Genomic DNA, 24,355 nt, shown 5'->3' on the forward strand with positions numbered 1-24,355 from the left:
CTTGCTCCCGATGGCGGTTTTACATTCAACATCTCTGTTGACTGACACACTGCCATCGGGAGCAAGCCCCCTCCCACATTGACCGAGTACACCCAATACATAACAAGAAACCGGAGAACAACTCATGTCTTTAAGCGTGTTCGACCTGTTCAAGATTGGCATCGGCCCCTCCAGTTCCCACACCGTTGGCCCCATGCGTGCGGCCGCTCGGTTCGTCGAGGGCCTCAAGCGTGACAACCTGCTGAGCGCCACCACCGGCATCAAGGTGGAACTCTATGGCTCCCTCGGCGCCACCGGTAAAGGCCACGGCAGCGACAAGGCCGTGCTGCTGGGCCTGGAAGGCGAACACCCGGACACCGTGAACACCGAAACTGTTGCCGCACGTCTGGCGCAGATGCGCGGCGACGGTCGCTTGAACCTGCTCGGCGAACACAGCATTGCGTTCAACGAGAAAGAACACCTGGCGATGATTCGCAAACCCCTCGCCTATCATCCCAACGGCATGATTTTTCGTGCCTTTGATGCGGCGGGTATCCAGATCCGCAGCCGCGAGTACTACTCGGTGGGCGGCGGTTTTGTGGTGGATGAAGACGCTGCCGGCGCCGACCGGATCGTCGAAGACGCCACTCCACTGACGTTCCCGTTCAAGCATGCCAAGGACTTGCTTGGCCATTGCACCACCTATGGGCTGTCCATCAGCCAGGTGATGCTGACCAATGAAAGTGCCTGGCGCCCGGAAGCGGAAACCCGCGCCGGCCTGCTGAAGATCTGGCAAGTGATGCAGGACTGCGTGGCAGCCGGCTGTCGCAACGAAGGCATCTTGCCCGGCGGCTTGAAGGTCAAGCGTCGCGCTGCCGCCTTGCATCGCCAGTTGTGCAAGAACCCGGAGTCGGCCCTGCGCGACCCGCTGTCGGTCCTGGACTGGGTCAACCTGTACGCCCTGGCCGTCAACGAAGAAAACGCCAACGGCGGACGCGTGGTCACGGCGCCCACCAACGGCGCGGCCGGGATTGTGCCGGCGGTGCTGCATTACTACATGCGCTTTATCCCCGGCGCGAATGAAGACGGCGTGGTGCGCTTCCTGCTCACCGCTGCCGCCATCGGCATTCTCTACAAGGAAAACGCCTCGATCTCCGGGGCCGAAGTCGGTTGCCAGGGTGAAGTCGGCGTGGCCTGTTCCATGGCCGCCGGCGCGTTGTGCGAAGTATTGGGCGGTACGGTTTCCCAGGTGGAAAACGCCGCCGAGATCGGCATGGAACACAACCTCGGCCTGACCTGTGACCCGATTGGCGGGCTGGTGCAGGTGCCCTGCATCGAGCGCAATGCCATGGGCTCGGTGAAGGCCATCAATGCGGTGCGCATGGCCTTGCGTGGCGACGGGCAACACTTCGTCTCGCTGGACAAGGTCATCCGCACCATGCGCCAGACCGGCGCCGACATGAAAAGCAAATACAAGGAAACCGCCCGTGGCGGTTTGGCGGTCAACATTATCGAGTGCTGACGCCTAAAGGCGCGCCAGCACGTTTTTCAGGAGCTGAATATGTCCACCGAAACCCTGTTGAAAACCCCATTGCACGCCCTGCACCTCGAGTTGGGTGCACGCATGGTGCCCTTCGCCGGCTACGACATGCCGGTGCAATACCCACTGGGCGTGATGAAGGAACACCTGCACACCCGTGAACAGGCCGGGTTGTTCGACGTGTCCCACATGGGCCAGATCCGCCTCACCGGCGCCAACGCCGCCAAGGCTCTGGAAACCCTGGTACCGGTCGACATCATCGACCTGCCGGTCGGCATGCAGCGCTACGCGATGTTCACCAATGACCAAGGCGGCATCCTCGACGACCTGATGGTGGCGAACCTGGGTAACGACGAACTGTTCCTGGTGGTCAACGCCGCCTGCAAGGACCAGGACCTGGCGCACCTGCGCCAGCATCTCGGCGACCAGTGCAGCATCGAGCCGCTGTTCGAAGAGCGCGCCCTGCTCGCCCTGCAAGGCCCGGCCGCGGTTAAGGTGCTGGCGCGCCTGGCACCGGAAGTCACCCGGATGACTTTCATGCAGTTCGCCTCACTGCGCCTGCTGGGCGTGGACTGCTACGTCAGCCGCTCCGGCTACACCGGTGAAGACGGCTTTGAAATCTCCGTGCCCGCCGCCAACGCCGAAAGCCTGGCGCGCAGCCTGCTGGCCGAGGACGAAGTGCAGGCCATCGGCCTGGGCGCCCGTGACTCGCTGCGCCTGGAAGCCGGCCTGTGCCTGTACGGCCACGACATGAACACCGAGACCACCCCGATCGAAGCCAGCCTCCTGTGGGCGATCTCCAAGGCCCGTCGCGCCGACGGTGTGCGTGCCGGTGGCTTCCCGGGTGCCGACCGCATCTTCACCCAGCAGCAAACCGGTGTGAGCCGCAAGCGCGTAGGCCTGCTGCCCCAGGAGCGCACGCCTGTACGTGAAGGCGCAGAGATAGTCGATGAACACGGCACCGTGATCGGCAGCGTGTGCAGCGGTGGCTTTGGCCCGAGCCTGGGTGGCCCACTGGCCATGGGTTATCTGGACAGTGCATTCATCGCACTGGACACCGAGGTCTCTGCGTTGGTGCGTGGGAAAAAAGTGCCACTTCGTGTAAGCAAAATGCCATTTGTGCCGCAACGTTACTATCGTGGCTGATTGACTGTTCCTATAAGTAACGCGGTTGCATTAACGTGCACTAATCTGTAACGCAACCGCCATAAAATAGTGCAGCAACGATAGGCATTATTATAGGAATTAACCTATAACAAGTGACCCATTCTATCGAATAAGCAAGCCTCCCATTATTCAGCGAAGTGCCCTGTGGCCGAGTAAACGCTGGGCTTTTGGCAGGGCTTGTTTTTTCTCCATTAGTTGGCGTAGAGTTTGCCCACTGTGTTTGCATGGGTCGCTTGGAACCTGGACCTGGGCAGTAGCTGAAGTAGTTGTGCTACAACCCGTTCGACGTCTCTTACTTTCCTGCAACCCAGCCCAGTACTCTTTCATGCGAAAGGGGCTGTCATTAATTTTTAGCGTCAAGGAAATAAGAAAATGGCTGATCGTCAGAGCGGTACCGTCAAGTGGTTTAACGACGAGAAAGGGTTTGGTTTTATCACTCCAGAAAGCGGTCCGGATCTGTTCGTGCATTTCCGCGCTATTCAAGGCAACGGCTTCAAAAGCCTGAAGGAAGGCCAGAAGGTCACCTTCGTTGCGGTGCAAGGCCAGAAAGGCATGCAGGCTGACGAAGTACAAGCAGAAGCCTGATCCTTTCTGCAACAAAAAGCCCCTGAGATGACATCAGGGGCTTTTTTATGGGCGCTATTCCGTAAAATGGATTTTTTCCTCAGAGAGCCCTGCCATGCCCAAACCCTTGCTGAGTCCCCAAGGCGAGTTCCCCGCCGTTGGCCTGGGCCGTCGCCTGGCAGCGATGTTCTATGACTTCCTGTTGTGCACTGCCCTGCTGATTGTCACCGCGTTTATCTACAAGCTGGTGTGGATCGCGTTCGTGGGCGAAGCCAAGATGCGCACCCTCACCGAATCCGGCGCGCTGGACGGTGACCCGCTGCTGTCGACGATTCTGTTCTTTGTGCTGTTTGGTTTCTTTGCCAAGTTCTGGACCCATTCCGGGCAAACCCTGGGCATGCAGGTCTGGGGCGTACGCGTGCAAAACGCCGACGGCTCGCGAATCAGCCTGTGGCAGGCGCTGTTGCGCTTTGTGGTGTCGATTGCATCGTGGTTGTGCGTGGGGCTGGGGTTTGTCTGGTCGTTGTTCGACAAGCAGAAACGCAGCTGGCATGACATCTATTCGGACACGCAGTTGGTGCGGATTCCGAAGCAAAAGAAATAACCCACTGCCTGAACGAGATCAAAATGTGGGAGGGGGCTTACCCCCTCCCACATTTTTAACCGAGTTCGCCTCCGTTCAAGCGTTACCGGCCAGCCTCAGGCGCGCAGCCTGGGTGAAATCCAGCATGCGCTTGAGCGGCCGCACGGCGTGAGGAATCACCGAAGGCTCGACGAATATCTCGTTACTGCCTTCACGCAGGCACTGCAGCGTGCGCTCCAGCGTATTCATCGCCATCCACGGGCAGTGTGCGCAACTGCGGCACGCGGCGCCGTTGCCGGCTGTGGGCGCTTCGACGAAGACCTTGTCCGGGCACAGCTGCTGCATCTTGTAGAAGATGCCGCGATCGGTCGCCACGATGAAGGTCTTGTTCGGCAGACGCTGTGCCGCCGCAATCAACTGGCTGGTGGAGCCCACCGCGTCGGCCAGTTCGATCACCGAGGTCGGCGATTCCGGGTGCACCAGGATCGCTGCATCCGGGTACAGCGCCTTCATGTCCTCCAACTGCTTGGACTTGAACTCCTCGTGGACGATGCACGCACCGTCCCACAGCAACATGTCGGCGCCGGTCTGGCGCTGGATGTAGGTACCCAGGTGCTTGTCCGGGCCCCAGATGATGGTCTCGCCGTTGTCCATCAGGCTTTCGACAATTTCCAGCGCGCAGCTGGAGGTCACCACCCAATCGGCCCGGGCCTTGACCGCCGCCGAGGTGTTGGCATACACCACCACGGTGCGCTCGGGATGCTGGTCGCAGAACGCTGAAAACTCATCCACCGGACAACCAAGGTCCAGGGAGCAGGTGGCTTCCAGGGTCGGCATGAGGATGCGTTTTTCGGGGGTGAGGATTTTGGCGGTCTCGCCCATGAAACGTACACCGGCGACCAATACGGTCTTGGCCGGATGGGCCGCGCCGAAGCGGGCCATTTCCAGAGAGTCGGAGACGCAGCCACCGGTTTCTTCGGCCAGGGCCTGGATCACCGGATCACAGTAGAAATGGGCAACCAGCACCGCGTCCTGAGCCTTGAGCTCGGCGGCGATGGCGGCACGCAGGCTCGCTTCTTCCTCGGCGCTGAGGGCCTTGGGCTGCTTGGCGTCGAGGTGGGCTTGAACCAGTAGGCGTTCGGAAATGTGCGTCATGTTCGCAAGACCTGCAGGCGCAGTTGCGCGAAAGTCGAGTGTACCACCGGCTCTGGAGCCCTTCGGGCGCCGCCGGACGAAGTGATTGTGTTCATCAAGCACGGCTAAAAGTGAAGCTGCGCAAGGCTACAGAATATCCAATGGTTTCAAAAGCCTAATCTGACTTTGACGCGTGCGCCCGTCGATTAAAAAACCGCAATGGTACCTTGGGTCTCCCCCGCCTTCAGAAATCACCTCAAGCACATAGCCGTCAGCGGGCAGAGTTCATGCAGCAAGTTCGTTCAAAGCGTTTTGGAAAGAGGCTCAAACTGGCATTGGTACCGGGCGTCCTTGAGGTTGCTTTCGAACTGCTCAAGACCGTCGTAGATGTTTTGCAGCCCTTCGATCTGGGCTTTCAGCTCGAGCTTTTTATCGGCAATGGCCTGGTTGGCCAAATCCCACGGCAGCTCCAGGCCCCGATGGTCCTGAAGAATCACCTGCATTTCCTTAAGCTTGAAACCCAGCTGCTGAGCACACTTGATGAACGTCAACAGCTCAACGCATTGCTGGTTATAGACCCGATACTTACCTTCGCGCACGGGCGGCGGCAGCAAGCCAATGTCTTCATAGTGACGGATCGTCTTGATGGTAGTGCCCGATAGCTGGGCGGCTTTGCCGATATACATGAAAAGTCCTTTTTTGGCACAAGAGTGGGTGGTCTTGCGCACCTGGTGCACGCCCGGCATGCGGTAGACCCACTTGTAGTACCACGGCGGGGTATCCATCGTGACCAGCAGGTGAGCGGTGCGCCCCTTCAAAAGCTTGTCGGGAAAGGCTTTGCCTTCGCGGTATTTGAAGGCAAAACCAGGCAGGAATATCCGATCGAAAAAGCCTTTCATCAGGGCGGGAATTCCGCCCCACCAGATGGGATAGACAAACGCCAGGTGCTCAGCCCATGTGATATCGGCCTGAGCCTTGAGCAGATCGGGTTCCAGCGACTGAACCTGTTTGTAGCCATCGTGCAGCACTGGATCAAAGTTCAATGCATCCAGGCGCAACAAACGCACATCGTGCCCTGCATCTGTGGCTGCCTTCACATAGGTGTCGGTCAATGCCCCACAGAAACTGTCGGCGGAGGGATGCCCCAGAATCACCAGTACTCGCTTACTCATCATCACCGCATCCTGAAAAGTTGAGCGGGCAGGATAGGGTGTGCCCGTAACAGGAGAGTCAACAGGGAGGTTTGCCAAATGCTGGTGTAGCTGGGTGCATTGCGCACCGGTAGGTAAGCACCAAATCGCGGTCAAAAAAAAACCCGGAAATCCTCACTTGCGTGGGCCTTCCGGATTTTCTAAACCGCCAAAAATGGTGGGTCGTGTGGGATTCGAACCTACGACCAATTGGTTAAAAGCCAACTGCTCTACCAACTGAGCTAACGACCCGCTGTGTGGTGGCGCGTATAATACTGATTTCTAAGGATTATTCAACACCTTATTTTAAAAAATCTGAAATAACGCGTTGGGGCCGCAATTGCGGTCGTTTGTGCGACCTCTCAGCGACCCGGCTCGTCGTTCCACAGGTACTTGTGCAACTGCAATTGCAAGCGTACCGGCAGGTTGTCCGCCACCACCCAGTCCGCCAGGTCGCGCGCGTTCAGGTCGTGGTGGCTTGGGGAAAACAGCACTTCGCCGGCTCGACGGTCGAGACCGTATTGGATCAACTTGGAGTTGGCCCAGTCGTAGTCCTCACGGGAACAGATGACGAACTTGACCTGATCGTTGGGCGTCAGCAGCTCGATGTTCTCGTAGCGGTTGCGATGAGCTTCCTTGGAACCTGGGGTCTTGAGGTCGACCACGCGACTGACGCGTGAGTCGACTGCGGAGATGTCCAAGGCACCGCTGGTTTCCAGGGACACTTCATAACCGGCATCACACAATTGCTTAAGCAATGGGATGGCATTGGGCTGGGCCAGGGGCTCGCCACCGGTCACGCAGACATAGCGAGGCTTGAAGCCGGCAACCTGCTCGAGGATGTCGTCGAGGGTGCGCAGGGTACCGCCACTGAAGGCGTAGGCGCTGTCACAGTATTGGCAACGCAAAGGGCAACCGGTGAGGCGCACGAAGACAGTAGGCAGCCCAGCGGTTCGCGTTTCACCCTGTAACGAGTAAAAAACTTCGGTAATACGTAATGTGTCTTGCATAGTCGCCACGGGCGTAACAGCTAAACAGGCTGTCCGCCTCCGTCAGGCACTTCAAGGAACCCCGCCAACGCGCAGGTCCCAGGAAGCGTGTGTCATAAAAGGGCGTGGATTCTAACGAAAAAACCCGCGACAGGCGCGGGTTTCTTCTAAACGGCTGCATCGCTTACAAGCGTTGCAGATCCCGTTGAGCCAACTGTGCAGCGGAGGTACCCGGATATTGGGCTACGACCTGCTGCAGAATGCCTTTGACCTTATCGGTATGACCCAGGCGGCGCTCCACGTCAGCGAGTTTATACAGCGAGTCCGGCACCTTGGCATGCTTGGGGTACAGCTGGCTGACCTTGGCAAATGCCTGGCCCGCCCCCTGCAGATCACCCTTGGCCAGGTTCACCTCGCCCAACCAGTACTGGGCGTTGCCCGCGTACTGGCTGTTTGGGTAGCGGCCCAGGAAAGCGGTAAAGGCTTTGCTGGCCTTATCGAAATCCTTGGCCTTGATCAGGTCGAAGGCTGCATCGTAATACAGTTTTTCCTTCGCCGGATCACCCGGTTCACTGCTGGCGGCAGGGGCCTGGCTCGCAGCCGAGCCCCCCGTTGCTGCACCGGCAGCGGCACCACCGATAGCCGCGCTGGGCGCGCCACCGGCAGAAGAATTATCAGGAGTAGCGGCAGGTGTAACACCGGCTCCTATACGTCGATCAAGATCCTGGTAACGCTCCAGGCCTTCTTGCTTCAGCTGACGCACCTCATTTTGCAGAACTTCAATGGTGCCTTGTTGCTGCGCCAATTGATCCTGCATGCGTTGCAGCTGGTTGAACAGTTCGCCCTGTGCCGAGGGAGCGGACGTAGCCGCCCCCCCAGCATAGGCGCCGTTCGTGCCATAACCCGCTGGCGGATAGCTGCTCCCGCTATTGTTATAGCCAGAGTTGCTATCTTCCACAGGAACCGCAGCCCACACCGCAAGCGGAGCGAGGCTGAGAGCCAATACAGTTAGAGCACGACGGCACGTTCGCATGACGAATTACTTACGCAGTTCGACGCGACGGTTTTGAGCCCAGGACTGCTCGTCGTGGCCAGTAGCAACTGGACGCTCTTTACCGTAGGAAACCAGTTCCAGTTGGCCTGGAGCAACACCTTGCAGTACCAGGTAGCGCTGAACGGCTTTCGCACGACGCTCGCCCAGTGCCATGTTGTACTCACGAGTACCACGTTCGTCAGTGTTACCTTCCAGAACAACGCGAGCGCCGTTAGCTTTCAGGTCCTTCGCGTGAACGTCCAGAGCGCGCATGGCTTCTGGTTTCAGGTCCGAACTGTCGTATTCGAAGTAGAAAGTGGTGATAGCGCGCAGAGCAGCTTCTTCGCTCAGGGAGCCGTCAACTGCACCAGTGTTAGCGCCGTAACCAGCGTTTGGATCAACAGCTGCGCCTTCACCGGCATTGTCGCCGCCTTTAGACGAGCAACCAACGGCTACGGACAGAGCCAGAGCCAGAGCAGCAAACTTACCAAACTTCAGCATTTCCATCGTGAAACTCCTAATGAACCCCAGTGTGTTAAGTACTTCTTTTTGTAGCGCCGCGTCAGTTCAGGTAAGGGGACCAGGACGGTTCTCTGACTTCGCCTTGTGCGGTAGGAAGCGGGAGCCTTACGCGTCCATTAATGGACACGAGCATCAAGACTCCCCGGCCCTGCTGGCGGGTGGCGTAGATTACCATGGTGCCGTTGGGCGCAACAGTGGCTGACTCATCAAGGTTGGTATCTGTGAGGATTTTTACCGTTCCACGCTGCAAATCCTGGGCCGCAACCCGGAAATTAGTGAAACCATCCTGACGGTGAATCATCACCAACGTCTTTTCATCAGCTGAAAGCTTAGGATTGGCGTTGTAGTTACCGATAAAGGTCACGCGCTCCGCGCCCCCACCGCCAACGCTCGTTTTGTAGATTTGTGGCTTGCCGCCGCGGTCGGAGGTGAAGTAGATGGTCGAACCATCCTTACCCCAGAACGGTTCGGTGTTGATGCCTGGACCGCTGGTCACGCGGCTGATCTGGCGCGAAGCCATGTTCATCACGTAGATGTCCGGGTTACCGTCCTTGGACAGTACGAATGCCAAGCGCGAACCATCCGGCGACCAGGCCGGTGCACCGTTGAGGCCTTCGAAGTTGGTGATCTGCTCACGACGGCCAGTATCGATGTGCTGGACGAAGATACGCGGACGCTTCTGTTCGAAAGACACGTAGGCAATACGCTTGCCGTCCGGCGCGAAGCGCGGCGACAGGATTGGTTCACGCGATTGCAGCAAGGTAACAGCGCGCGCACCGTCGTAGTCCGAACGCTGCAGGGTGTAGCGAGTGTTGTCTACGGAGAAACGCTCGGCCGTTACATAAAGCAGACGCGTCGAGAACGCCCCCTTGATGCCGGTGAGTTTTTCAAACGACTGGTCCGAGATGTAGTGGGCCATGTCACGCAGTTGTTCGGCGGTACCCGATACGCTGCCGGTCAAGACCTGCTGCTCGGTGGCCACGTTGAACAAGGTGTACTGGATCTGCAGGCGACCGCCGGCCGGCGTGATGCTGCCGACCATCAGGTACTGCGCGCCCACCGCTTTCCAATCACGAAAGATGACTTCGCTGGCCTGGGTCGGCTGGCTGATCATGTTGCCTTTCGGAATCGGTGCGTAGTAACCGGAATTGCGCAGGTCGTCACTGACGATCTGAGCCATGTCGTCCGGCAGCACGCTGCCGCCCTGCCAGCCAAACGGTACTACCGCGATCGGGGTGGCCCGATCGCTGCCGCTGGTGACCAGGATGTTCTTTTCATCCGCCGCCGCTATCCCTGCCATACAGCAAATAACGACAAGCATTCCTCGAAGAAGGTTTCTCACAAGGCTAGATCCTCAGGTGTGAATGTCATCTTGAATGAACGATAGGGAGCGAAGTCGCTTGGTTTCATTCCCTGCATCTCGGTCAACCGGCCAATATTCTTGACCGCGGCAACCGCCGAACTGTCGAACGAACCGTCACCACTGGACTTGGCCACGCTGACCGAAGTCACCGTACCGTCCGGCAACATGCCGATCTGCAGCACTACTGTCATGCCTTTGCGTGCCGAAGGTGGACGTGTCCAGCCTTCTGCTGCCCGCGCCCGAATCAGGTCGTCGAAACTGCCCGCGACTTCATCGCCACGCTCATCGGCCAAGGCTTGCTGACGCTGCGGCGTGTCGGAGAGCAAATCTGCCAAGGCCTGGGCCTTTTTCTCTTCGGCGGATTTGCGCGCTGCTTCCTGGGCCTTTTTCTTGGTGGCATCGGCGGCAGCTTTCTTCTTCGCGTCGTCGGCGATTTTCTTCTTCGCCTCGTCTGCTTCAGCTTTTTTCTTGGCGTCTTCGGCGGCTTTCTTTTTCGCGTCTTCGACTATTTTCTTCTTGGCGTCTTCAGCGGCCTTTTTCTTGGCCTCTTCTTCGGCAGCCTTTTTGGCTTCTTCTTCAGACTTCTTCTTGGCTATATCAGCCAATTGTTTCTCTTCAGCTTTTTTAGCTTCGGCAGCTTTCTCGGCTTTCTTGGCTTCATCAGCCTTTTTCGCCTCGTCGGCCTTCTTGGCTTCGTCAGCCTTTTTCGATTCCTCGGCCTTTTGAGCCGCCTCTTCTTTCTTTTGTTCCGCAGCAGCCTTCACCGCTTCCTGCTCGACCTTCTTCTGTTCCATCTGTTCGACTTCAGTCTGGCGCGCGGCCGACTTCTGGGCCTCACCCGCAATCTTCTGATTGGTCTGGGTGGTGGCCTGGCTTTTCGATTTCAGCTGATACAGGGTCGCCTGCACGATCGGCTTGGCTGGCGGCAGGTCCGGGGTCATGGCAAAGCTGACGAACAGCATGCCAAAGACCAGGACGTGCAGGGCAATCGCCCAGACGCTAGGCCAGAAGAAGCTTTCCGAGGCGGACGGCTCTCGCTGTTGGTGCATCAGGGCGCCTCGGTAATCAAGCCAACGTTACCGACGCCGGCCTTCTGCAGCCCGCCCATGGCGCCCATGACGGAACCGTAGTCGACCGACTTGTCGCCGCGGATGAACACCTGGGTGTGCTTGCCGCCTTCGTTACCGGAGCGAATGATCTTGGTCACCGCATCGGTCATCGCCGGCAGGGTCAGAGCCTTGTCCTGCTGCTTCTGGGTGTCGACTTCGCTGCCAAGGTTCCAGTAATAGGTCTTGTCAGACTTGATCGAAATGGTCAGGACCTGGGTGTTGTTGTCTTGCGGCAAGGCTTCACTGGAAACCTTGGGCAGATCAACCTTCACGCCCTGGTTGAGCATCGGCGCGGTCACCATGAAGATCACCAGCAGCACCAGCATCACGTCGATGTAGGGCACTACGTTCATCTCGGCGACCGGCTTGCGCTTTTTGCGAGCTCGAGCGATTAAAGCCATTGGAAATTACCTGCTTATTCTTCGCTGGTGTGCACTTTACGGTGCAGGATCGCCTGGAATTCATCGGCGAAGGTGTAGTAACGGCTGATCAACGTTTCGCTGGTGGCAGCAAAGCGGTTGTAGGCAATTACTGCGGGGATAGCGGCGAACAGGCCGATCGCGGTGGCGATCAGGGCTTCGGCAATACCCGGGGCCACGGTGGCCAGGGTCGCTTGCTGGGCCTGGGCCAGGCCGCGGAACGAGTTCATGATCCCCCACACGGTACCGAACAGGCCGATGTACGGGCTGACGGAACCGACGGTAGCGAGGAACGGCAGGCTCTGCTCCAGTTTCTCTTCTTCACGGGAAATGGCGACGCGCATGGCACGGGCCACGCCCTCCATGACCGCTTCCGGATCAACACCCGGCTGTTGGCGCAGGCGCGAGAACTCCTTGAAGCCGGCGCGGAAGATCTGCTCGACGCCCGAGTCCGGGTCCGGGTTGCTGCCGGCCTGGCGGTACAGCTTGGACAGGTCGATACCCGACCAGAAGCGCTCTTCAAAGCTCTCCAGGGCACGTCGACCGGCACGCAGCAGGTTGCTGCGCTGAAAAATCATGACCCAAGAGGTAACCGATGCGGCTACCAGGGTCAGCATCACCAGTTGAACCACAACACTGGCATTGCTGACCAGGCTCCACATGGAGGAATGGTCGACGACGGTAGGTTCCACGCTAAATCTCCTGCTTTGATTGTTTACCCGCGCCGCTCACGGCGGCAAAGGCCGCACGTAGAGTTTCGGGAATGGCCCGAGGTTTCAAACTGTTGGTGCGCACACACGCCACCAGAAACTGCCCCTCACAGAGCAGCGTTGCATCCGTTGCCCGCCTGACCTGCTGCTTGAAACGCAGGCTGGCACGGTTCAATTCGATTACTTCAGCGCTGACCAGCAACTCGTCGTCCAGTCGCGCCGGTGCGTGGTAACGCGCCTCGCTGGAATGCACGACGAATAACAGGTCCTCCCCTGCCAGCTGGGATTGGGCAAAGCCCAGCTCCCGTAGCCGCTCGGTACGAGCCCGCTCCATGAACTTGAGGTAATTGACGTAATACACGATGCCGCCAGCATCGGTGTCCTCGTAATAAACGCGACAGCGATGTGCGAACGACTGATCCCCGTTTTGCGCGCGCATACTCTAGTGCTTACTCCTCAGGTTGCCAATCCGGTCGGGCAACTGTTTTTTCATTCTCGAAAAACATATCCAGTGACTGAATGACGACGCCCGCCACTAGGACAGCACAAACATCGAATAAATCGACTGGCGTGAAGCTTTTAATCGTCCACTGCATCAAGGAATTCGTCTACCACGGGCATCTCACCCAATCGTGACGGAATGTTTAACCCGAAGTGCAGATAGGCATGGCGCGTCACCACCCGGCCCCTTGGCGTGCGCATGATATAGCCTTGCTGGATCAGGTATGGCTCCAGCACATCTTCGATGGTATGACGCTCTTCACTGATGGCCGCCGCCAGGCTGTCGACACCCACCGGGCCACCGTCGAACTTCTCGATCATGGTCAAGAGCAGGCGTCGGTCCTGATGATCGAAGCCATGCTCGTCCACATCCAACAGGTTCAAGGCCAGGTCCGCCACGGCTTTGGTGATATGCCCCTTGGCCCGTACTTCGGCAAAGTCACGCACGCGACGCAGCAGGCGGTTGGCAATCCGTGGCGTGCCCCGGGCCCGACGAGCGATCTCAAACGCGCCCTCCGGGTCCAGGGGCAAGCCGAGAATACTCGCCGAACGGCTGACGATGGTCGCCAGGTCTGCCGTGCTATAGAACTCAAGACGCTGAACGATACCGAAACGGTCTCGCAGCGGGTTGGTCAACATGCCCGCACGCGTGGTCGCGCCTACCAGGGTGAAGGGTGGCAAGTCGAGCTTGATCGAGCGGGCCGCCGGGCCTTCACCAATCATGATGTCGAGCTGGAAGTCTTCCATCGCCGGGTACAGCACTTCCTCGACAATTGGCGAGAGCCGGTGGATTTCATCGATAAACAGCACATCGTGCGGTTCGAGGTTGGTGAGCAACGCCGCCAAATCACCTGGCCGCTCCAGCACCGGGCCGGAGGTGGACTTGATCGACACGCCCATTTCCTGGGCAATGATGTTGGCCAGGGTGGTTTTACCCAGCCCCGGCGGGCCGAAGATCAGGGTGTGGTCCAGGGACTCACTGCGCCCGCGCGCGGCCTGGATAAACAACTCCATCTGCTCGCGCACAGTGGGCTGGCCGATGTATTCGGCCAGGCTCAGGGGGCGGATGGCGCGGTCCTGGACTTCTTCACGGTCGCGCGGGCCAGTGGCCGCGATCAGACGATCAGCTTCAATCACTTAAATCATTCCCTTCAGGGCGCGGCGGATCATGTCTTCGCTGCTCAGGTTCTTGTCCTTGATGGCCGAGACGGCCTTGCTGGCCTCCTGGGGTTTGTAGCCCAGGGAGATCAGCGCACTGACGGCGTCGCTTTCAGCACTCGCGACCTGGCCCGCCGGCATGTCCGGCTGGTTCGGCACCAGGGCAAACATGCTCGGCACCACCTCCCAGGCCTTAAAGCGGTCCTTGAGCTCCACCAGCAGGCGCTCGGCGGTCTTTTTGCCGACGCCCGGCACCTTGGTCAACGCCGAGGTGTCCTGGGCCGAAACAGCACGTACCAGTTCATCCACTTCCAGGCTCGACATCAACGCGAGGGCCAATTTAGGCCCCACGCCATTGAGGCGAATCAGTTCGCGGAAGAAGTCGCGGTCGCGCTTGCCAATGAAACCATAGAGTAGTTGCGCGTCTTCGCGCACCACCAGATGGGTATGCAGCGTTATCGGTTCACCGACCGACGGTAGGCGGTACAGGGTGGTCATGGGCACTTCCAGCTCATACCCCAGCCCGTTTACATCCAGAATCAGGTGCGGCGGCTGTTTCTCAGCCAGGGTGCCGCGCAAGCGTCCAATCACGGTTCAGATCCTTAAAGCTTGGGGGTCAGAGCGAGGCCTGACCGGAAATAACGATTGCGCTGATGCTATCAGAGACGCAGGCGCCCGCCACGACTGCGTGCGGTACCCAAGCCGTGAGGCAGAAGGCTGGAACGGGTATGCGCATGGCAAATGGCAATGGCCAGGGCGTCGGAGGCATCGATCTGCGGTTTTGAGGTGAGCTTGAGCATGTGCATGACCATCATCTGCACCTGCTCTTTATTTGCCGCTCCGGTGCCGACCACGGCCTGCTTGACCTGGGTCGCGGTGTACTCGGCGATCTCCATGCCTTCCTCGGCGCCGGCGACGATGGCGGCGCCACGGGCCTGGCCAAGCTTCAACGCCGAATCAGCGTTTTTTGCCATGAACACCTTTTCGATGCCCATGGTCACCGGTCCGTAGGTCTGGATCACTTCACGCACGCCACGATAGACGATCTGCAGGCGCTCAGCCAACTCGCCCGCGCCGGTACGGATACAGCCCGAGGCCACATACACGCAACCACGCGGGGTGTGTTGCACCACGCCAAAACCGGTGATGCGCGAACCGGGGTCGATACCTAGGATTAAAGTCATAACGCCTGCAGGTTGGGTAAACACAATTTTTGATACACCGTAGTTCCAATGTGGGAGGGGGCTTGCTCCCGATGGCGGTGTATCAGTCAGCTAATGTCTAACTGGACGATTGCCATCGGGAGCAAGCCCCCTCCCACATTTGGATCTACGTCATTCTTCAGCCTAGCTGTTCGGCCACTGACTCCGGGATGTCGGCATTCGAGTACACGTTTTGCACATCATCCAGGTCTTCGAGCATGTCGAGCATCTTCAGCACCTTCTGCGCACCGTCCAGGTCCAGTTCGGCACTGGTGGTTGGCAGCATCACGATCTCGGCGTCGGAGCCTTTGAAACCGGCCGCTTCCAGGGCGTTACGCACGGCGTAGAAGCCGGCGAACGAGGTAAACACGTCGATGGAGCCATCTTCATTGGTCACCACGTCGTCGGCATCCGCCTCCATCGCCGCTTCCATCAGCGCATCTTCATCCACACCCGGCGCGAAGGAGATCTGCCCCTTGCGTTCGAACAGGTAGGCCACCGAACCGTCAGTCCCCAGGTTGCCGCCACACTTGCTGAACGCATGACGCACGGCGGCGGCGGTACGGTTGCGGTTATCGGTCATGCATTCGACCATTACTGCCACGCCACCTGGGCCGTAGCCTTCGTAGGTCAGCTCGACCATATCGTCGGTGTCGGCAGCGCCCGCGCCACGGGCCACGGCACGGTCGATGATGTCACGACTCATGTTGGCGCCCAGAGCCTTGTCCAGCGCCAGGCGCAGACGCGGGTTGGAGCCCGGGTCACCGCCGCCCTGGCGGGCAGCGACCGTCAGCTCGCGAATCCACTTGGTGAAGATCTTGCCTTTCTTGGCATCCTGACGCTCTTTGCGGTGCTTGATGTTCGCCCACTTGGAATGGCCAGCCATAACACAACTCCGAAATTCTCTAGAAACCTTATCAACCCCACCCTGGGTGGGATACACCCCTTGTAACGCAAAGGCGCATCCGAAGATGCGCCTTTTTTGACTGCGTAAACCTCAGTGCGCTTTCACGCCGCAGCCTTACTCAGCCTTCGGCGTCTCGCGCAGGCGGATATGCAGCTCGCGCAGCGCCTTGGCATCCACCACACCTGGAGCCTGGGTCATGACGTCCGCAGCACTCTGGGTTTTCGGGAAGGCAATCACTTCACGGATCGACTGGGCACCGGTCATCAGCATTACCAGGCGGTCCAGACCGAAAGCCAGGCCACCGTGGGGCGGCGCGCCGTATTTCAGGGCGTCGAGCAGGAAGCCGAATTTCTCTTCCTGTTCCGCTTCGTTGATGCCCAACAGGCGGAACACCGCTTGCTGCATCTCCTTGCGGTGGATACGGATCGAACCGCCACCCAGCTCAGTACCGTTCAACACCATGTCATACGCGCGGGACAGCGCGCCTGCCGGGTTGGCTTCCAACTCTTCAGGCGAGCACTTCGGCGCGGTGAACGGGTGGTGCAAGGCGCTGAAGCTGCCGTCGTCATTTTCTTCGAACATCGGGAAGTCGACGACCCACATCGGTGCCCACTTGCAGGTCAGCAGGTCCAGGTCGTGGCCCAGCTTGATCCGCAGCGCGCCCAGGGCTTCGCTGACGATCTTGGCTTTGTCGGCGCCGAAGAACACGATGTCGCCATCGACCGCACCGACGCGATCCAGGATCACGTTCAGGTTGGCTTCCGGTATGTTTTTCACGATCGGCGATTGCAGGCCGTCAACGCCATTGGCGCGCTCATTGACCTTGATGTACGCCAGGCCCTTGGCACCGTAGATGCCGACGAACTTGGTGTAGTCGTCGATCTGCTTGCGCGGCATGCTCGCGCCGCCAGGCACGCGCAGGGCGGCGATGCGGCATTTAGGGTCGTTGGCCGGCCCGCTGAACACCTTGAAGTCGACATCCTTGAGTTGGTCGGCCACGTCCACCAGTTCCAGCGGGTTACGCAGGTCTGGCTTGTCGGAACCGTAGCGGCGCATGGCTTCTTCGAAGGTCATGTGCGGGAATTCGCCGAACTCCAGGTCCAGCACTTCCTTGAACAGGTTGCGGATCATCTGCTCAGTGATACCCATGATCTCTTTTTCATCGAGGAAGCTGGTCTCGATGTCGATCTGGGTGAATTCCGGCTGACGGTCGGCGCGCAGGTCTTCGTCGCGGAAGCACTTGGCGATCTGGTAGTAACGGTCGAAGCCGGCCACCATCAGCAGTTGCTTGAACAGCTGCGGCGATTGCGGCAAGGCGAAGAAACTGCCGGCGTGGGTACGGCTAGGCACCAGGTAGTCACGCGCGCCTTCCGGGGTGGCCCGGGTCAGGATAGGCGTTTCGACGTCGAGGAAGCCGTTCTCGTCGAGGAAGCGGCGGATGCTGGTGGTCATGCGCGAACGCAGGCGCAGCTTCTCGGCCATTTCCGGACGACGCAGGTCCAGGAAGCGGTAGCGCAGGCGGGTTTCTTCGCCGACGTCGGAGTATTCGTTCAGCGGGAACGGCGGGGTTTCCGATTCGTTCAGTACTTCCAGCTCGTAGCCCAGCACTTCGATTGCACCGGACGCCATGTTCGCGTTCACGGCACCGGCCGGACGCAGGCGAACCTTGCCGGTGATCTTCACGACGTACTCGCTGCGCACGCGGTCGGCGGCGGCGAAGCTCTCGGCGCGGTCCGGGTCGAACACCACCTGGGCCAGACCATCACGATCACGGATATCGAGGAAGATCACCCCGCCGTGGTCGCGGCGACGGTGAACCCATCCGCAAAGGGTGATTTCCTGACCATCCAGGGTCTCGTTCAGTTGGCCGCAATAGTGGCTGCGCATCATGGTAGTGGTTTCACTTCTCGTAATTCGAAATTCGGTGGAGGCCTGCCTCGTCACCGTACATTAAAGCAGGGGACGGATAATGCAGGAGCCTGCGCGTAGAGTTCAACTCAGTCTGCTTTGTCGCCGCCCGCCAGGTTCTTCTTCGAGCCGGTCTTGAAGTCGGTCTCGTACCAGCCGCTGCCGCTCAGGCGGAAGCCCGGCATGGACAACATCTTCTTGAGCTCCGGCGCCTGGCAGGCAGGGCAATCGACCAGCGGCGCTGCGCTGATCTTCTGGATGGCTTCCAACTGATGTCCACAGGAAGCACATTGATAGTCGTACATGGGCATGGCGATGTCTCGGCGATCGATCGTTACTGTGCCGCGCCCGCTCTTGATAGAGAGCAGAGGGAGAAAGCCCCGGCAGCAGCAAAGCGCGGGATTATATCTGGTAAATCAAGGCAGCGCAGCCGGCTTTCTGCCCGGAGCCTGGTCCACCTCGACGGCGAACCAGCCCCGGGGCCTGCCGATTACTCAGGGCTCGGTGAGGCAGCACGGCCTTTTAACAGATGAACCACACACACCACCCTGACCAACCCACTGAAGTTCTTCACTCCTCCATACCGCAAGTGCACTTCCCGATCGACATAGGACAGCAATGCACTGACAGAGCAGGCATTGATCCTGGCTATTTCCGTGAGGATATTCCAATAGATCTGCTCAAGCCGAAGACAAGTGGAAAACCCATTGAGCCTTACCGATCGGGACAATGGCTTGGCCAGCCCCATATCGAAACCCTTGGCGAAGGGGTCGACGTTTATCTTGTGGAAACCACCGGTTTCCATCACTCCAATATCCACTCCACGTGACATACACCTGACACTCCATTGCCAAACAACAGCCCATGGGTTCTCCCATTGGACAGTGGCCCTATAAGACAGCAGGACGAGGCAGGCAGCCAGAAGACGGGGCGTTGATAGGCGTAGGACAACGCCAGGAAATGCGTGGAAACAAGCAAGTGGCGCCATAACAGCGCCACTGCGGGTGACGGCTACTGGTTTTCGAGCAGAGAGCGCAGCATCCACGCGGTTTTCTCGTGAACCTGCATGCGCTGGGTCAGCAGGTCCGCGGTCGGCTCATCGCTGACCTTGTCGAGCAACGGGAAAATACCGCGTGCGGTACGTGTGACCGCCTCCTGGCCCGCCACCAGTTGCTTGATCATCTCTTCTGCGCTGGGTACGCCCTCTTCTTCCTTGATGGAGGAAAGACGGGCATAGATCGAATAGGCGCCCGGTGCCGGGAAACCCAGGGCACGGATACGCTCGGCTATGGAGTCCACCGCCAGCGCCAGCTCGTTGTACTGCTCTTCGAACATCAGGTGCAGCGTGCGGAACATGGGGCCCGTGACGTTCCAATGGAAGTTATGGGTCTTCAGGTACAGTACATAGGTATCGGAAAGCAGTCGTGAAAGCCCATCGACGATGGATTTACGATCTTCTTCACTGATACCGATATCGATTGCCATGTTTATCCCCTTCAATTGACAAGCATTCATTGATCAGGTGCAGGACCACTCTAGCAAGAGCGCCGGAGATACGCAGCCCGACACCCTCGGGCGAGATGCGGCAAATCGCCCCTGCACGAACGATCAGCACTTGCAGGACAAGCCTTTAGGGCGCATAGGAAATTTCCTTTGAAGCCGCCTGAAACACCTGCACATGTCTAGGACAAGCGTTTCCCGCAGAAATGCCGTGCCCCTTTCAACCCCGGAAAATGCTTGATTTGAGTAGGCACGGCCTTTGCTGTTAAATAGGCAGCGTGTCGCCGCCGTTAATTTCCACGGCAAGCGGCATAGGCTGATACCCGCGCACGTGCCCAGCGCCTCCCATTGTTCAGAAGCGAACCGTGCCAGTCAGCTCTTCCTTGTGATCCGTCTTAACGTGAGTTAATCAAAATGTTGAAAATCGTCCACCTGCTAACGGGCGTTGCAGCGTTGCTGCTGTCCTTTATCCCGAGCCTGCAGCCTGAAAGCCTGCCCTACCTGCAACAACACGACGCTCTGTACCTGGCCTTGTTCGGCCTTCTTAACCTGACGCTCGCTCCGGTAATCCCTTACTGGAACAAAGGCACGCGTCATCAACTGCAAAACCTGGTCAGCGCGCTGCTGGTACTGACCGTTGTCGTACAAACCCTCACCCTCCTGGCACCTATGCCTGAAGTCGGCGGCCACCCGGCCATCCTGCTCAGCCTGGTGATTGCTGTGGTCGCCATCGTTCTTCATCTGGCCATCAGCTTCTACCGTTCGTCCCCGGCGGCCGCGTCGCAAAACTACGACATGACCAATCGGGATACCGGTACCGTCAAGTGGTTCAACACCTCCAAAGGCTTCGGCTTTATTTCCCGCGATTCGGGCGACGATATCTTCGTCCACTTCCGGGCCATCCGTGGCGAAGGCCATCGCGTCCTGGTGGAAGGCCAGCGCGTGGAATTCTCCGTCATGAACCGCGACAAAGGCCTGCAAGCCGAAGACGTGATCGCTGCCCTGCCGCGCCGCTGATTCCAGCCGTCGCAGCAAAAAAAACCGCGATCCAGCTTGGCTGGGTCGCGGTTTTTTATTGCACTCGGATTAATAGTGCGGTGGCGGCGCCTCTTCTTCGGACGTCTCGAACTGGCCACCCATTTCTTCCTGACGCTTGAGCAGCGCGGTCATCTGCAGTTGCAGGCGTTCAACCGCGCGCTGCTGGGCGACCAGGATGTCATTGAGGGTTTCGATGGTGTCGTCCTGAAAGGCCAGGCGGCTTTCCAGATCGGTAACGCGGTCTTGCAGATCCATGATTCAGCCCTGGGTAAAGATGAAGTCGACCGGCAGCAACTCGCGCAGGCGCACACGAATGGCCGCCACTTGTTCTTCAGTGTACGGCTTTGCCGGATGCTTGCCCCACACGGGTGCCGGCCAGGCGGCGTCATCACGCTTGCGTACGATCACATGCACGTGCAATTGGCTGACGACATTACCTAGCGCACCGATATTCATCTTGTCGGCACCCAGGCCTTCATTGAGTAACTGCGCCAGAAACGTAGTTTCTTTCCAGAGGATTTGTTGATCTGCGACATCCAGCTGAAACACTTCGCTGATACCGTTGATGCGTGGCACCAGAATGAACCAGGGGTAATTCGAGTCATTGGACAGCAGCAGGCGGCACAACGGGAAGTCCCCGATAACCAGTGTGTCTTGTTGCAGGCGTTGATCTAAGGCGAACACCACGGGCACTCCGTTTGGCAGGTCAAGTTCTGGCGCCCAGCATACCTTCGAATGCACGCGGCTTCACGGCGAATGCGGGAGAGCCCCGGCGCATCTCGAGAAAAAAACCGCACTCTTTCGAGGCAGGCGAATAATTGAGCTACGCTAACTCGGGCCTCACCGGGATGCACCAAAATGACCCACTTGTGCTTCAAAGAGATCCGCCAACTACCCACTCATGAGGGTGGACCGGTAACGTTTGTCTCTGGGAACGTTTTTTTGCACCCCCCAACAGAGGTAACACACGGGCGTCAAGCTCAAACCAAACGGCGTAAAAAGCCCGTGCTTATGCGGTTTTTACACCGCCGTAACGTTTTTCACGAAAAAATGACATTCAGTTACCAGTTTGGGCGCGCTTGTTGCATTCACCCCCATATCGTCGACAACGGCACCTGCAGGGAAGTGAGTGTTTCGCGATAACAAACAGTGGCGTTTCAGTGCGCACCAAGGAAGACGGCAAACGCTGAAAGGCGTTTGGAAACAGCATTGAAGTTGTCAGTCCCGTTACATTCGGACTGTGAATTTGCGACATGGAGCTAGCAATTTACGACAGCCTCGTAAAGAAGCTGAAAGGAAAGATGGGTAAGTATCGTCAATAGAGTCTGCGTGATATAACTTTGCGCCGACACAAAAAAGAAAGAGCCGCCCAGATAAAAATACAGGTGGGACGGCAGTACTCTTCCTAAAACCAAAGGAGCAAATCACGATGCGCGTGATGAAGTGGAGCATGATCGCCCTGGCTGTTTCAGCAGGCACCTCGCAGTTCGCAATGGCGTCCGCCCAGGACGATTCCAAGGGCTTTGTTGAAGACAGTACGTTCAGCATTAACACTCGCGCTCTGTACTTCAGCCGCGACTTCCGTAACAACCCGTCGGGCCCGACCTCACAAAGCCGCGCTGAAGAGTCCGGCCTGGGCTTCAACGCCCTGTACCAATCGGGCTTCACCCAAGGCACCATCGGTGTCGGTGTTGACGTAATCGGCCTGTTGGGCGTGAAGCTCGACAGCGGTAAGGGTCGTGCGGGTACCGGTCTGTTCCCAACCGGCTCCGATGGTCGTTCACAAGACGATTACTCCAAAGGCGGTGGCGCCGTTAAGTTCCGTATCTCCGATACCGTCCTGAAAATCGGTGACCAGTACACCACAGCTCCAGTATTCGCGTCCGATGACAGCCGTCTGCTGCCAGAGCTGCCACAAGGCATCTCGATCACCAGCAACGAGATCAAGGGCCTGAAACTGGAAGGCGGTCACTTCACTTCCAGCGTTGCGCAGAACCAGACCTACCATGACAGCCTGGGCCTGACGAAGACCGACTTTGTCGGCGGCGTCTACTCGTTTACCCCAGAGTTCACCGGCAGCCTGTACTACGCGAAAACCGAAGATTACTTCCGCAAGTACTACAGCAACCTGAACTGGACCCATGCGCTTAGCGACGACCAGTCGTTCGCCTTGGACTTCAACATCTACGACACCAAGAGCGAAGGCGAAGGCCTGCAACGCGCTTCCAAAGACAGCGCGCTGCCATTTGATCAGCGTACCAAGCTCGACAACCGCGCATTCAGCTTGCAAGGTGCCTACACCATCGGCGCTCACACCTTTACCTTGGCAGCTCAGAAGGTTACCGGCGACGGCGACTACGGTTACGGTGTAGACGGCGGCGGCACAGTGTTCCTGGCCAACTCCGTTGCCCGTTCCGACTTCAACGCCGAAGGCGAGAAGTCCTACCAGGCTCGTTACGACATCAACATGGCAACCTTCGGCATTCCTGGCCTGAGCTTCATGACTCGTTACGTGACCGGTAGCGGCGCCAACACCGCCACGACGTCGAACGGTAAAGAGTGGGAACGCGACATCGAAGGTAAATACGTGATCCAGAGCGGCCCAGCCAAAGATCTGAGCCTGCGTATTCGCCAAGCGACCTATCGCTCGTCTGACGGCGTGTACTACGGTTCTTCGTCCATCGACGAACTGCGCCTGATCGCACAATACCCGCTGAACATCTTGTAATTGCTGGTTCAATTACAACGATGACTTAAGGCCTCGGCCTTAAACAAAAAGCCGCTCCCCTGCTTACAAGGGAGCGGCTTTTTCATTGCAGTTTTATTTCGACAAATAATAACTAGCAAGCTAACTAACGAGATTCAGGTGACACGTTTAACCTGACCTGTCGGCCAAGTTAAACACGCTTCTTTCGTTTACTTCGGTGTTGCTTCCTGCATCACGCGAATAACTCGCTGCGGAAAGGGAATATCGATACCCGCCGCTTTCAAGCGATCTCGTGTCAGCTCGTTCAACATGAACATCACATCCCAATAATCCGCCGTATTGGTCCAGCACCGCAGGGAAACGGTGATTGAGCTATCGCCCAAGGTCGACACCACGGCCACTGCAGCAGGATCAGTCAGTACGCGCGGGTCTTTTGCCAGTTCCAGCAGCACTTCACGGGCTTTTTGCAGATCGGCCTCGTAGTCCACACCCACATCAAACACTACCTTGCGGGTCGGCTGACGGTTGGTGTTGGTGATGATGCCGTTGGACAGGATGCCGTTGGGCACGATCACGGTCTTGTTGTCGCCGGTACGCAGCACGGTATGGAAGATCTGGATGCTGTCGACAGTCCCCGAGGTGCCCTGGGCTTCGATCCAGTCACCGATGCGAAACGGGCGGAACAACAGAATCAGCACGCCACCGGCGAAGTTGGCCAGGCTGCCTTGCAACGCCAGGCCGATGGCCAGGGTAGCGGCACCGATGGCAGCCACGAACGAGGTGGTCGCCACGCCGATCATCGACGCCACACTGACAATCAGCATGACTTTCAGCGCGATGTTCGCGAGGCTGGTGATGAAGTGCTGCAGCGCCAGATCAGCGTTACGCATGGCCAGCAGGCGGCCCACTCGGTGGGTCAAAACGTTGATCAGCCACCAGCCAATGGCCAGGGTGATCACCGCCAGCAATACCCGGCTGCCGTATTCCATGATCATCGGGATCCACGACTGCGAAGTCTTGATCAAGTGATCCATTTCAGCGTTTAAATCCATGTAGCTTCTCCTGTGTGGCGGATGTGCGGCTTTATTGACTGCCTGGAAACGCAAATGAGCCCCGTGGGGCTCATTTGCAG

27 protein-coding genes, 1 tRNA gene and 1 pseudogene are annotated in these 24,355 nt (G+C 58.4%); 6 read left to right on the top strand and 23 right to left on the bottom strand.

Annotated elements, in window-relative coordinates; translation table 11 throughout:
* Nucleotides 1-124: 124 nt before the first annotated feature.
* The 4 genes from ACHPFG_RS25250 (at nucleotide 125) to ACHPFG_RS25265 (ending at nucleotide 3,854) form a co-directional block, all read left to right on the top strand.
* Complete coding sequence (locus tag ACHPFG_RS25250; protein ID WP_065947880.1) at nucleotides 125-1,501, top strand: L-serine ammonia-lyase; 1,377 nt, start codon at nucleotides 125-127, stop codon at nucleotides 1,499-1,501.
* Between the two features lie 39 nt (nucleotides 1,502-1,540).
* The gene (gene gcvT, locus ACHPFG_RS25255; RefSeq protein WP_431700735.1) at nucleotides 1,541-2,665 is read left to right on the top strand and encodes a glycine cleavage system aminomethyltransferase GcvT; all 1,125 of its coding nucleotides are present in this window, start codon (nucleotides 1,541-1,543) and stop codon (nucleotides 2,663-2,665) included.
* 393 nt (nucleotides 2,666-3,058) lie between these two features.
* Complete coding sequence (locus ACHPFG_RS25260) at nucleotides 3,059-3,271, top strand: cold-shock protein (RefSeq protein WP_002552288.1); 213 nt, start codon at nucleotides 3,059-3,061, stop codon at nucleotides 3,269-3,271.
* A 94-nt stretch (nucleotides 3,272-3,365) separates the two neighbouring features.
* A complete protein-coding gene (locus ACHPFG_RS25265; protein ID WP_131697888.1) occupies nucleotides 3,366-3,854 on the top strand; it encodes an RDD family protein in 489 nt (162 codons plus the stop codon).
* Between the two features lie 75 nt (nucleotides 3,855-3,929).
* On the opposite strand, the gene nadA is transcribed toward ACHPFG_RS25265, so the two are convergent.
* The 20 genes and pseudogenes from nadA to ACHPFG_RS25365 form a co-directional block, all read right to left on the bottom strand.
* Nucleotides 3,930-4,988 (bottom strand): quinolinate synthase NadA, encoded by a 1,059-nt coding sequence (gene nadA / locus ACHPFG_RS25270; RefSeq protein WP_065925901.1) that lies wholly within the window; start codon nucleotides 4,986-4,988, stop codon nucleotides 3,930-3,932.
* 281 nt (nucleotides 4,989-5,269) lie between these two features.
* A complete protein-coding gene (locus ACHPFG_RS25275; protein WP_431700736.1) occupies nucleotides 5,270-5,653 on the bottom strand; it encodes a MerR family transcriptional regulator in 384 nt (127 codons plus the stop codon).
* Nucleotides 5,592-6,142: pseudogene (locus ACHPFG_RS25280) on the bottom strand (NAD(P)H-dependent oxidoreductase). Before ACHPFG_RS25280 ends, ACHPFG_RS25275 begins: the two are co-directional and overlap by 62 nt.
* A 191-nt stretch (nucleotides 6,143-6,333) precedes the next feature.
* Nucleotides 6,334-6,409 (bottom strand) — tRNA-Lys (locus tag ACHPFG_RS25285).
* Between the two features lie 110 nt (nucleotides 6,410-6,519).
* Nucleotides 6,520-7,167, bottom strand: a complete 648-nt coding sequence (gene queE / locus ACHPFG_RS25290) for a 7-carboxy-7-deazaguanine synthase QueE (RefSeq protein WP_131697889.1) — start codon at nucleotides 7,165-7,167, stop codon at nucleotides 6,520-6,522.
* Nucleotides 7,168-7,330: 163 nt separating this feature from the next.
* Nucleotides 7,331-8,179, bottom strand: a complete 849-nt coding sequence (gene ybgF, locus ACHPFG_RS25295) for a tol-pal system protein YbgF (RefSeq protein WP_431700737.1) — start codon at nucleotides 8,177-8,179, stop codon at nucleotides 7,331-7,333.
* Between the two features lie 6 nt (nucleotides 8,180-8,185).
* Nucleotides 8,186-8,686, bottom strand: a complete 501-nt coding sequence (gene pal, locus ACHPFG_RS25300) for a peptidoglycan-associated lipoprotein Pal (protein ID WP_003209827.1) — start codon at nucleotides 8,684-8,686, stop codon at nucleotides 8,186-8,188.
* Between the two features lie 55 nt (nucleotides 8,687-8,741).
* Complete coding sequence (gene tolB / locus ACHPFG_RS25305) at nucleotides 8,742-10,022, bottom strand: Tol-Pal system beta propeller repeat protein TolB (RefSeq protein WP_043293513.1); 1,281 nt, start codon at nucleotides 10,020-10,022, stop codon at nucleotides 8,742-8,744.
* Between the two features lie 17 nt (nucleotides 10,023-10,039).
* Nucleotides 10,040-11,113: a cell envelope integrity protein TolA gene (tolA, locus tag ACHPFG_RS25310; protein ID WP_053135848.1), complete on the bottom strand. Its 1,074-nt coding sequence runs from the start codon at nucleotides 11,111-11,113 to the stop codon at nucleotides 10,040-10,042.
* Complete coding sequence (gene tolR / locus ACHPFG_RS25315; RefSeq protein WP_162276129.1) at nucleotides 11,113-11,565, bottom strand: protein TolR; 453 nt, start codon at nucleotides 11,563-11,565, stop codon at nucleotides 11,113-11,115. Before tolR ends, tolA begins: the two co-directional genes overlap by 1 nt.
* Before the next feature lie 23 nt (nucleotides 11,566-11,588).
* Entirely contained in the window at nucleotides 11,589-12,284 is a 696-nt protein-coding gene (tolQ, locus tag ACHPFG_RS25320) for a protein TolQ (RefSeq protein ID WP_053135845.1), read from the bottom strand.
* A 1-nt stretch (nucleotide 12,285) separates the two neighbouring features.
* Nucleotides 12,286-12,741, bottom strand: a complete 456-nt coding sequence (gene ybgC / locus ACHPFG_RS25325; protein ID WP_032890914.1) for a tol-pal system-associated acyl-CoA thioesterase — start codon at nucleotides 12,739-12,741, stop codon at nucleotides 12,286-12,288.
* Nucleotides 12,742-12,881: 140 nt separating this feature from the next.
* Nucleotides 12,882-13,940, bottom strand: a complete 1,059-nt coding sequence (gene ruvB / locus ACHPFG_RS25330; protein WP_003193867.1) for a Holliday junction branch migration DNA helicase RuvB — start codon at nucleotides 13,938-13,940, stop codon at nucleotides 12,882-12,884.
* Nucleotides 13,941-14,552 carry a Holliday junction branch migration protein RuvA gene (gene ruvA, locus ACHPFG_RS25335; protein ID WP_003175802.1) on the bottom strand — a complete coding sequence of 204 codons (612 nt, stop codon included), beginning with the start codon at nucleotides 14,550-14,552 and terminating at the stop codon, nucleotides 13,941-13,943.
* Between the two features lie 68 nt (nucleotides 14,553-14,620).
* A complete protein-coding gene (gene ruvC, locus ACHPFG_RS25340; protein ID WP_024077147.1) occupies nucleotides 14,621-15,145 on the bottom strand; it encodes a crossover junction endodeoxyribonuclease RuvC in 525 nt (174 codons plus the stop codon).
* A gap of 157 nt (nucleotides 15,146-15,302) precedes the next feature.
* Nucleotides 15,303-16,049: a YebC/PmpR family DNA-binding transcriptional regulator gene (locus ACHPFG_RS25345; protein ID WP_027605539.1), complete on the bottom strand. Its 747-nt coding sequence runs from the start codon at nucleotides 16,047-16,049 to the stop codon at nucleotides 15,303-15,305.
* A gap of 135 nt (nucleotides 16,050-16,184) precedes the next feature.
* Nucleotides 16,185-17,960, bottom strand: coding sequence for an aspartate--tRNA ligase (aspS, locus tag ACHPFG_RS25350; protein WP_131697891.1), 1,776 nt, complete (start codon nucleotides 17,958-17,960; stop codon nucleotides 16,185-16,187).
* Nucleotides 17,961-18,067: 107 nt separating this feature from the next.
* On the bottom strand, nucleotides 18,068-18,289 hold the full coding sequence (locus tag ACHPFG_RS25355) for an FmdB family zinc ribbon protein (RefSeq protein WP_010208103.1): 222 nt from the start codon (nucleotides 18,287-18,289) through the stop codon (nucleotides 18,068-18,070).
* Nucleotides 18,290-18,468: 179 nt separating this feature from the next.
* The gene (locus tag ACHPFG_RS25360) at nucleotides 18,469-18,810 is read right to left on the bottom strand and encodes a ribbon-helix-helix domain-containing protein (protein WP_431700738.1); all 342 of its coding nucleotides are present in this window, start codon (nucleotides 18,808-18,810) and stop codon (nucleotides 18,469-18,471) included.
* 179 nt (nucleotides 18,811-18,989) lie between these two features.
* Entirely contained in the window at nucleotides 18,990-19,463 is a 474-nt protein-coding gene (locus tag ACHPFG_RS25365; RefSeq protein WP_003193874.1) for a Dps family protein, read from the bottom strand.
* A 429-nt stretch (nucleotides 19,464-19,892) separates the two neighbouring features.
* Here ACHPFG_RS25365 and ACHPFG_RS25370 point away from each other — a divergent pair, with 429 nt between their 5' ends.
* Nucleotides 19,893-20,495 (top strand): cold-shock protein, encoded by a 603-nt coding sequence (locus tag ACHPFG_RS25370; protein ID WP_005790922.1) that lies wholly within the window; start codon nucleotides 19,893-19,895, stop codon nucleotides 20,493-20,495.
* A 69-nt stretch (nucleotides 20,496-20,564) separates the two neighbouring features.
* On the opposite strand, the gene ACHPFG_RS25375 is transcribed toward ACHPFG_RS25370, so the two are convergent.
* Complete coding sequence (locus ACHPFG_RS25375; protein WP_027605535.1) at nucleotides 20,565-20,771, bottom strand: SlyX family protein; 207 nt, start codon at nucleotides 20,769-20,771, stop codon at nucleotides 20,565-20,567.
* 3 nt (nucleotides 20,772-20,774) lie between these two features.
* Complete coding sequence (locus tag ACHPFG_RS25380; RefSeq protein WP_431700740.1) at nucleotides 20,775-21,200, bottom strand: HIT domain-containing protein; 426 nt, start codon at nucleotides 21,198-21,200, stop codon at nucleotides 20,775-20,777.
* A 745-nt stretch (nucleotides 21,201-21,945) separates the two neighbouring features.
* On the opposite strand from ACHPFG_RS25380, the gene ACHPFG_RS25385 reads away from it, so the two are divergent.
* Entirely contained in the window at nucleotides 21,946-23,244 is a 1,299-nt protein-coding gene (locus tag ACHPFG_RS25385) for an OprD family porin (protein WP_098478850.1), read from the top strand.
* 188 nt (nucleotides 23,245-23,432) lie between these two features.
* On the opposite strand, the gene ACHPFG_RS25390 is transcribed toward ACHPFG_RS25385, so the two are convergent.
* Complete coding sequence (locus ACHPFG_RS25390) at nucleotides 23,433-24,275, bottom strand: mechanosensitive ion channel family protein (RefSeq protein ID WP_431700741.1); 843 nt, start codon at nucleotides 24,273-24,275, stop codon at nucleotides 23,433-23,435.
* Between the last annotated feature and the right edge of the window lie 80 nt (nucleotides 24,276-24,355).

This window comes from Pseudomonas sp. BR20 (assembly GCF_050780135.1).
Lineage (GTDB): Bacteria > Pseudomonadota > Gammaproteobacteria > Pseudomonadales > Pseudomonadaceae > Aquipseudomonas.

Excerpts from the sequence above, each read along its gene's own strand:
- ACHPFG_RS25360 (WP_431700738.1), bottom strand. The coding sequence starts at position 18,810 with ATGTCACGTGGAGTGGATATTGGAGTGATGGAAACCGGTGGTTTCCAC.
- ACHPFG_RS25385 (WP_098478850.1), top strand. The coding sequence starts at position 21,946 with ATGCGCGTGATGAAGTGGAGCATGATCGCCCTGGCTGTTTCAGCAGGC.
- gcvT (WP_431700735.1), top strand. The coding sequence starts at position 1,541 with ATGTCCACCGAAACCCTGTTGAAAACCCCATTGCACGCCCTGCACCTC.
- ruvC (WP_024077147.1), bottom strand. The coding sequence starts at position 15,145 with ATGACTTTAATCCTAGGTATCGACCCCGGTTCGCGCATCACCGGTTTT.
- ACHPFG_RS25260 (WP_002552288.1), top strand. The coding sequence starts at position 3,059 with ATGGCTGATCGTCAGAGCGGTACCGTCAAGTGGTTTAACGACGAGAAA.
- aspS (WP_131697891.1), bottom strand. The coding sequence starts at position 17,960 with ATGATGCGCAGCCACTATTGCGGCCAACTGAACGAGACCCTGGATGGT.
- ACHPFG_RS25345 (WP_027605539.1), bottom strand. The coding sequence starts at position 16,049 with ATGGCTGGCCATTCCAAGTGGGCGAACATCAAGCACCGCAAAGAGCGT.
- tolB (WP_043293513.1), bottom strand. The coding sequence starts at position 10,022 with ATGCTTGTCGTTATTTGCTGTATGGCAGGGATAGCGGCGGCGGATGAA.
- queE (WP_131697889.1), bottom strand. The coding sequence starts at position 7,167 with ATGCAAGACACATTACGTATTACCGAAGTTTTTTACTCGTTACAGGGT.
- ACHPFG_RS25365 (WP_003193874.1), bottom strand. The coding sequence starts at position 19,463 with ATGGCAATCGATATCGGTATCAGTGAAGAAGATCGTAAATCCATCGTC.
- ybgF (WP_431700737.1), bottom strand. The coding sequence starts at position 8,179 with ATGCGAACGTGCCGTCGTGCTCTAACTGTATTGGCTCTCAGCCTCGCT.
- nadA (WP_065925901.1), bottom strand. The coding sequence starts at position 4,988 with ATGACGCACATTTCCGAACGCCTACTGGTTCAAGCCCACCTCGACGCC.
- ACHPFG_RS25265 (WP_131697888.1), top strand. The coding sequence starts at position 3,366 with ATGCCCAAACCCTTGCTGAGTCCCCAAGGCGAGTTCCCCGCCGTTGGC.
- ACHPFG_RS25250 (WP_065947880.1), top strand. The coding sequence starts at position 125 with ATGTCTTTAAGCGTGTTCGACCTGTTCAAGATTGGCATCGGCCCCTCC.
- ACHPFG_RS25355 (WP_010208103.1), bottom strand. The coding sequence starts at position 18,289 with ATGCCCATGTACGACTATCAATGTGCTTCCTGTGGACATCAGTTGGAA.
- ACHPFG_RS25375 (WP_027605535.1), bottom strand. The coding sequence starts at position 20,771 with ATGGATCTGCAAGACCGCGTTACCGATCTGGAAAGCCGCCTGGCCTTT.
- ACHPFG_RS25390 (WP_431700741.1), bottom strand. The coding sequence starts at position 24,275 with ATGGATTTAAACGCTGAAATGGATCACTTGATCAAGACTTCGCAGTCG.
- pal (WP_003209827.1), bottom strand. The coding sequence starts at position 8,686 with ATGGAAATGCTGAAGTTTGGTAAGTTTGCTGCTCTGGCTCTGGCTCTG.
- ybgC (WP_032890914.1), bottom strand. The coding sequence starts at position 12,741 with ATGCGCGCGCAAAACGGGGATCAGTCGTTCGCACATCGCTGTCGCGTT.
- ACHPFG_RS25370 (WP_005790922.1), top strand. The coding sequence starts at position 19,893 with ATGTTGAAAATCGTCCACCTGCTAACGGGCGTTGCAGCGTTGCTGCTG.
- tolA (WP_053135848.1), bottom strand. The coding sequence starts at position 11,113 with ATGCACCAACAGCGAGAGCCGTCCGCCTCGGAAAGCTTCTTCTGGCCT.
- ACHPFG_RS25275 (WP_431700736.1), bottom strand. The coding sequence starts at position 5,653 with ATGTATATCGGCAAAGCCGCCCAGCTATCGGGCACTACCATCAAGACG.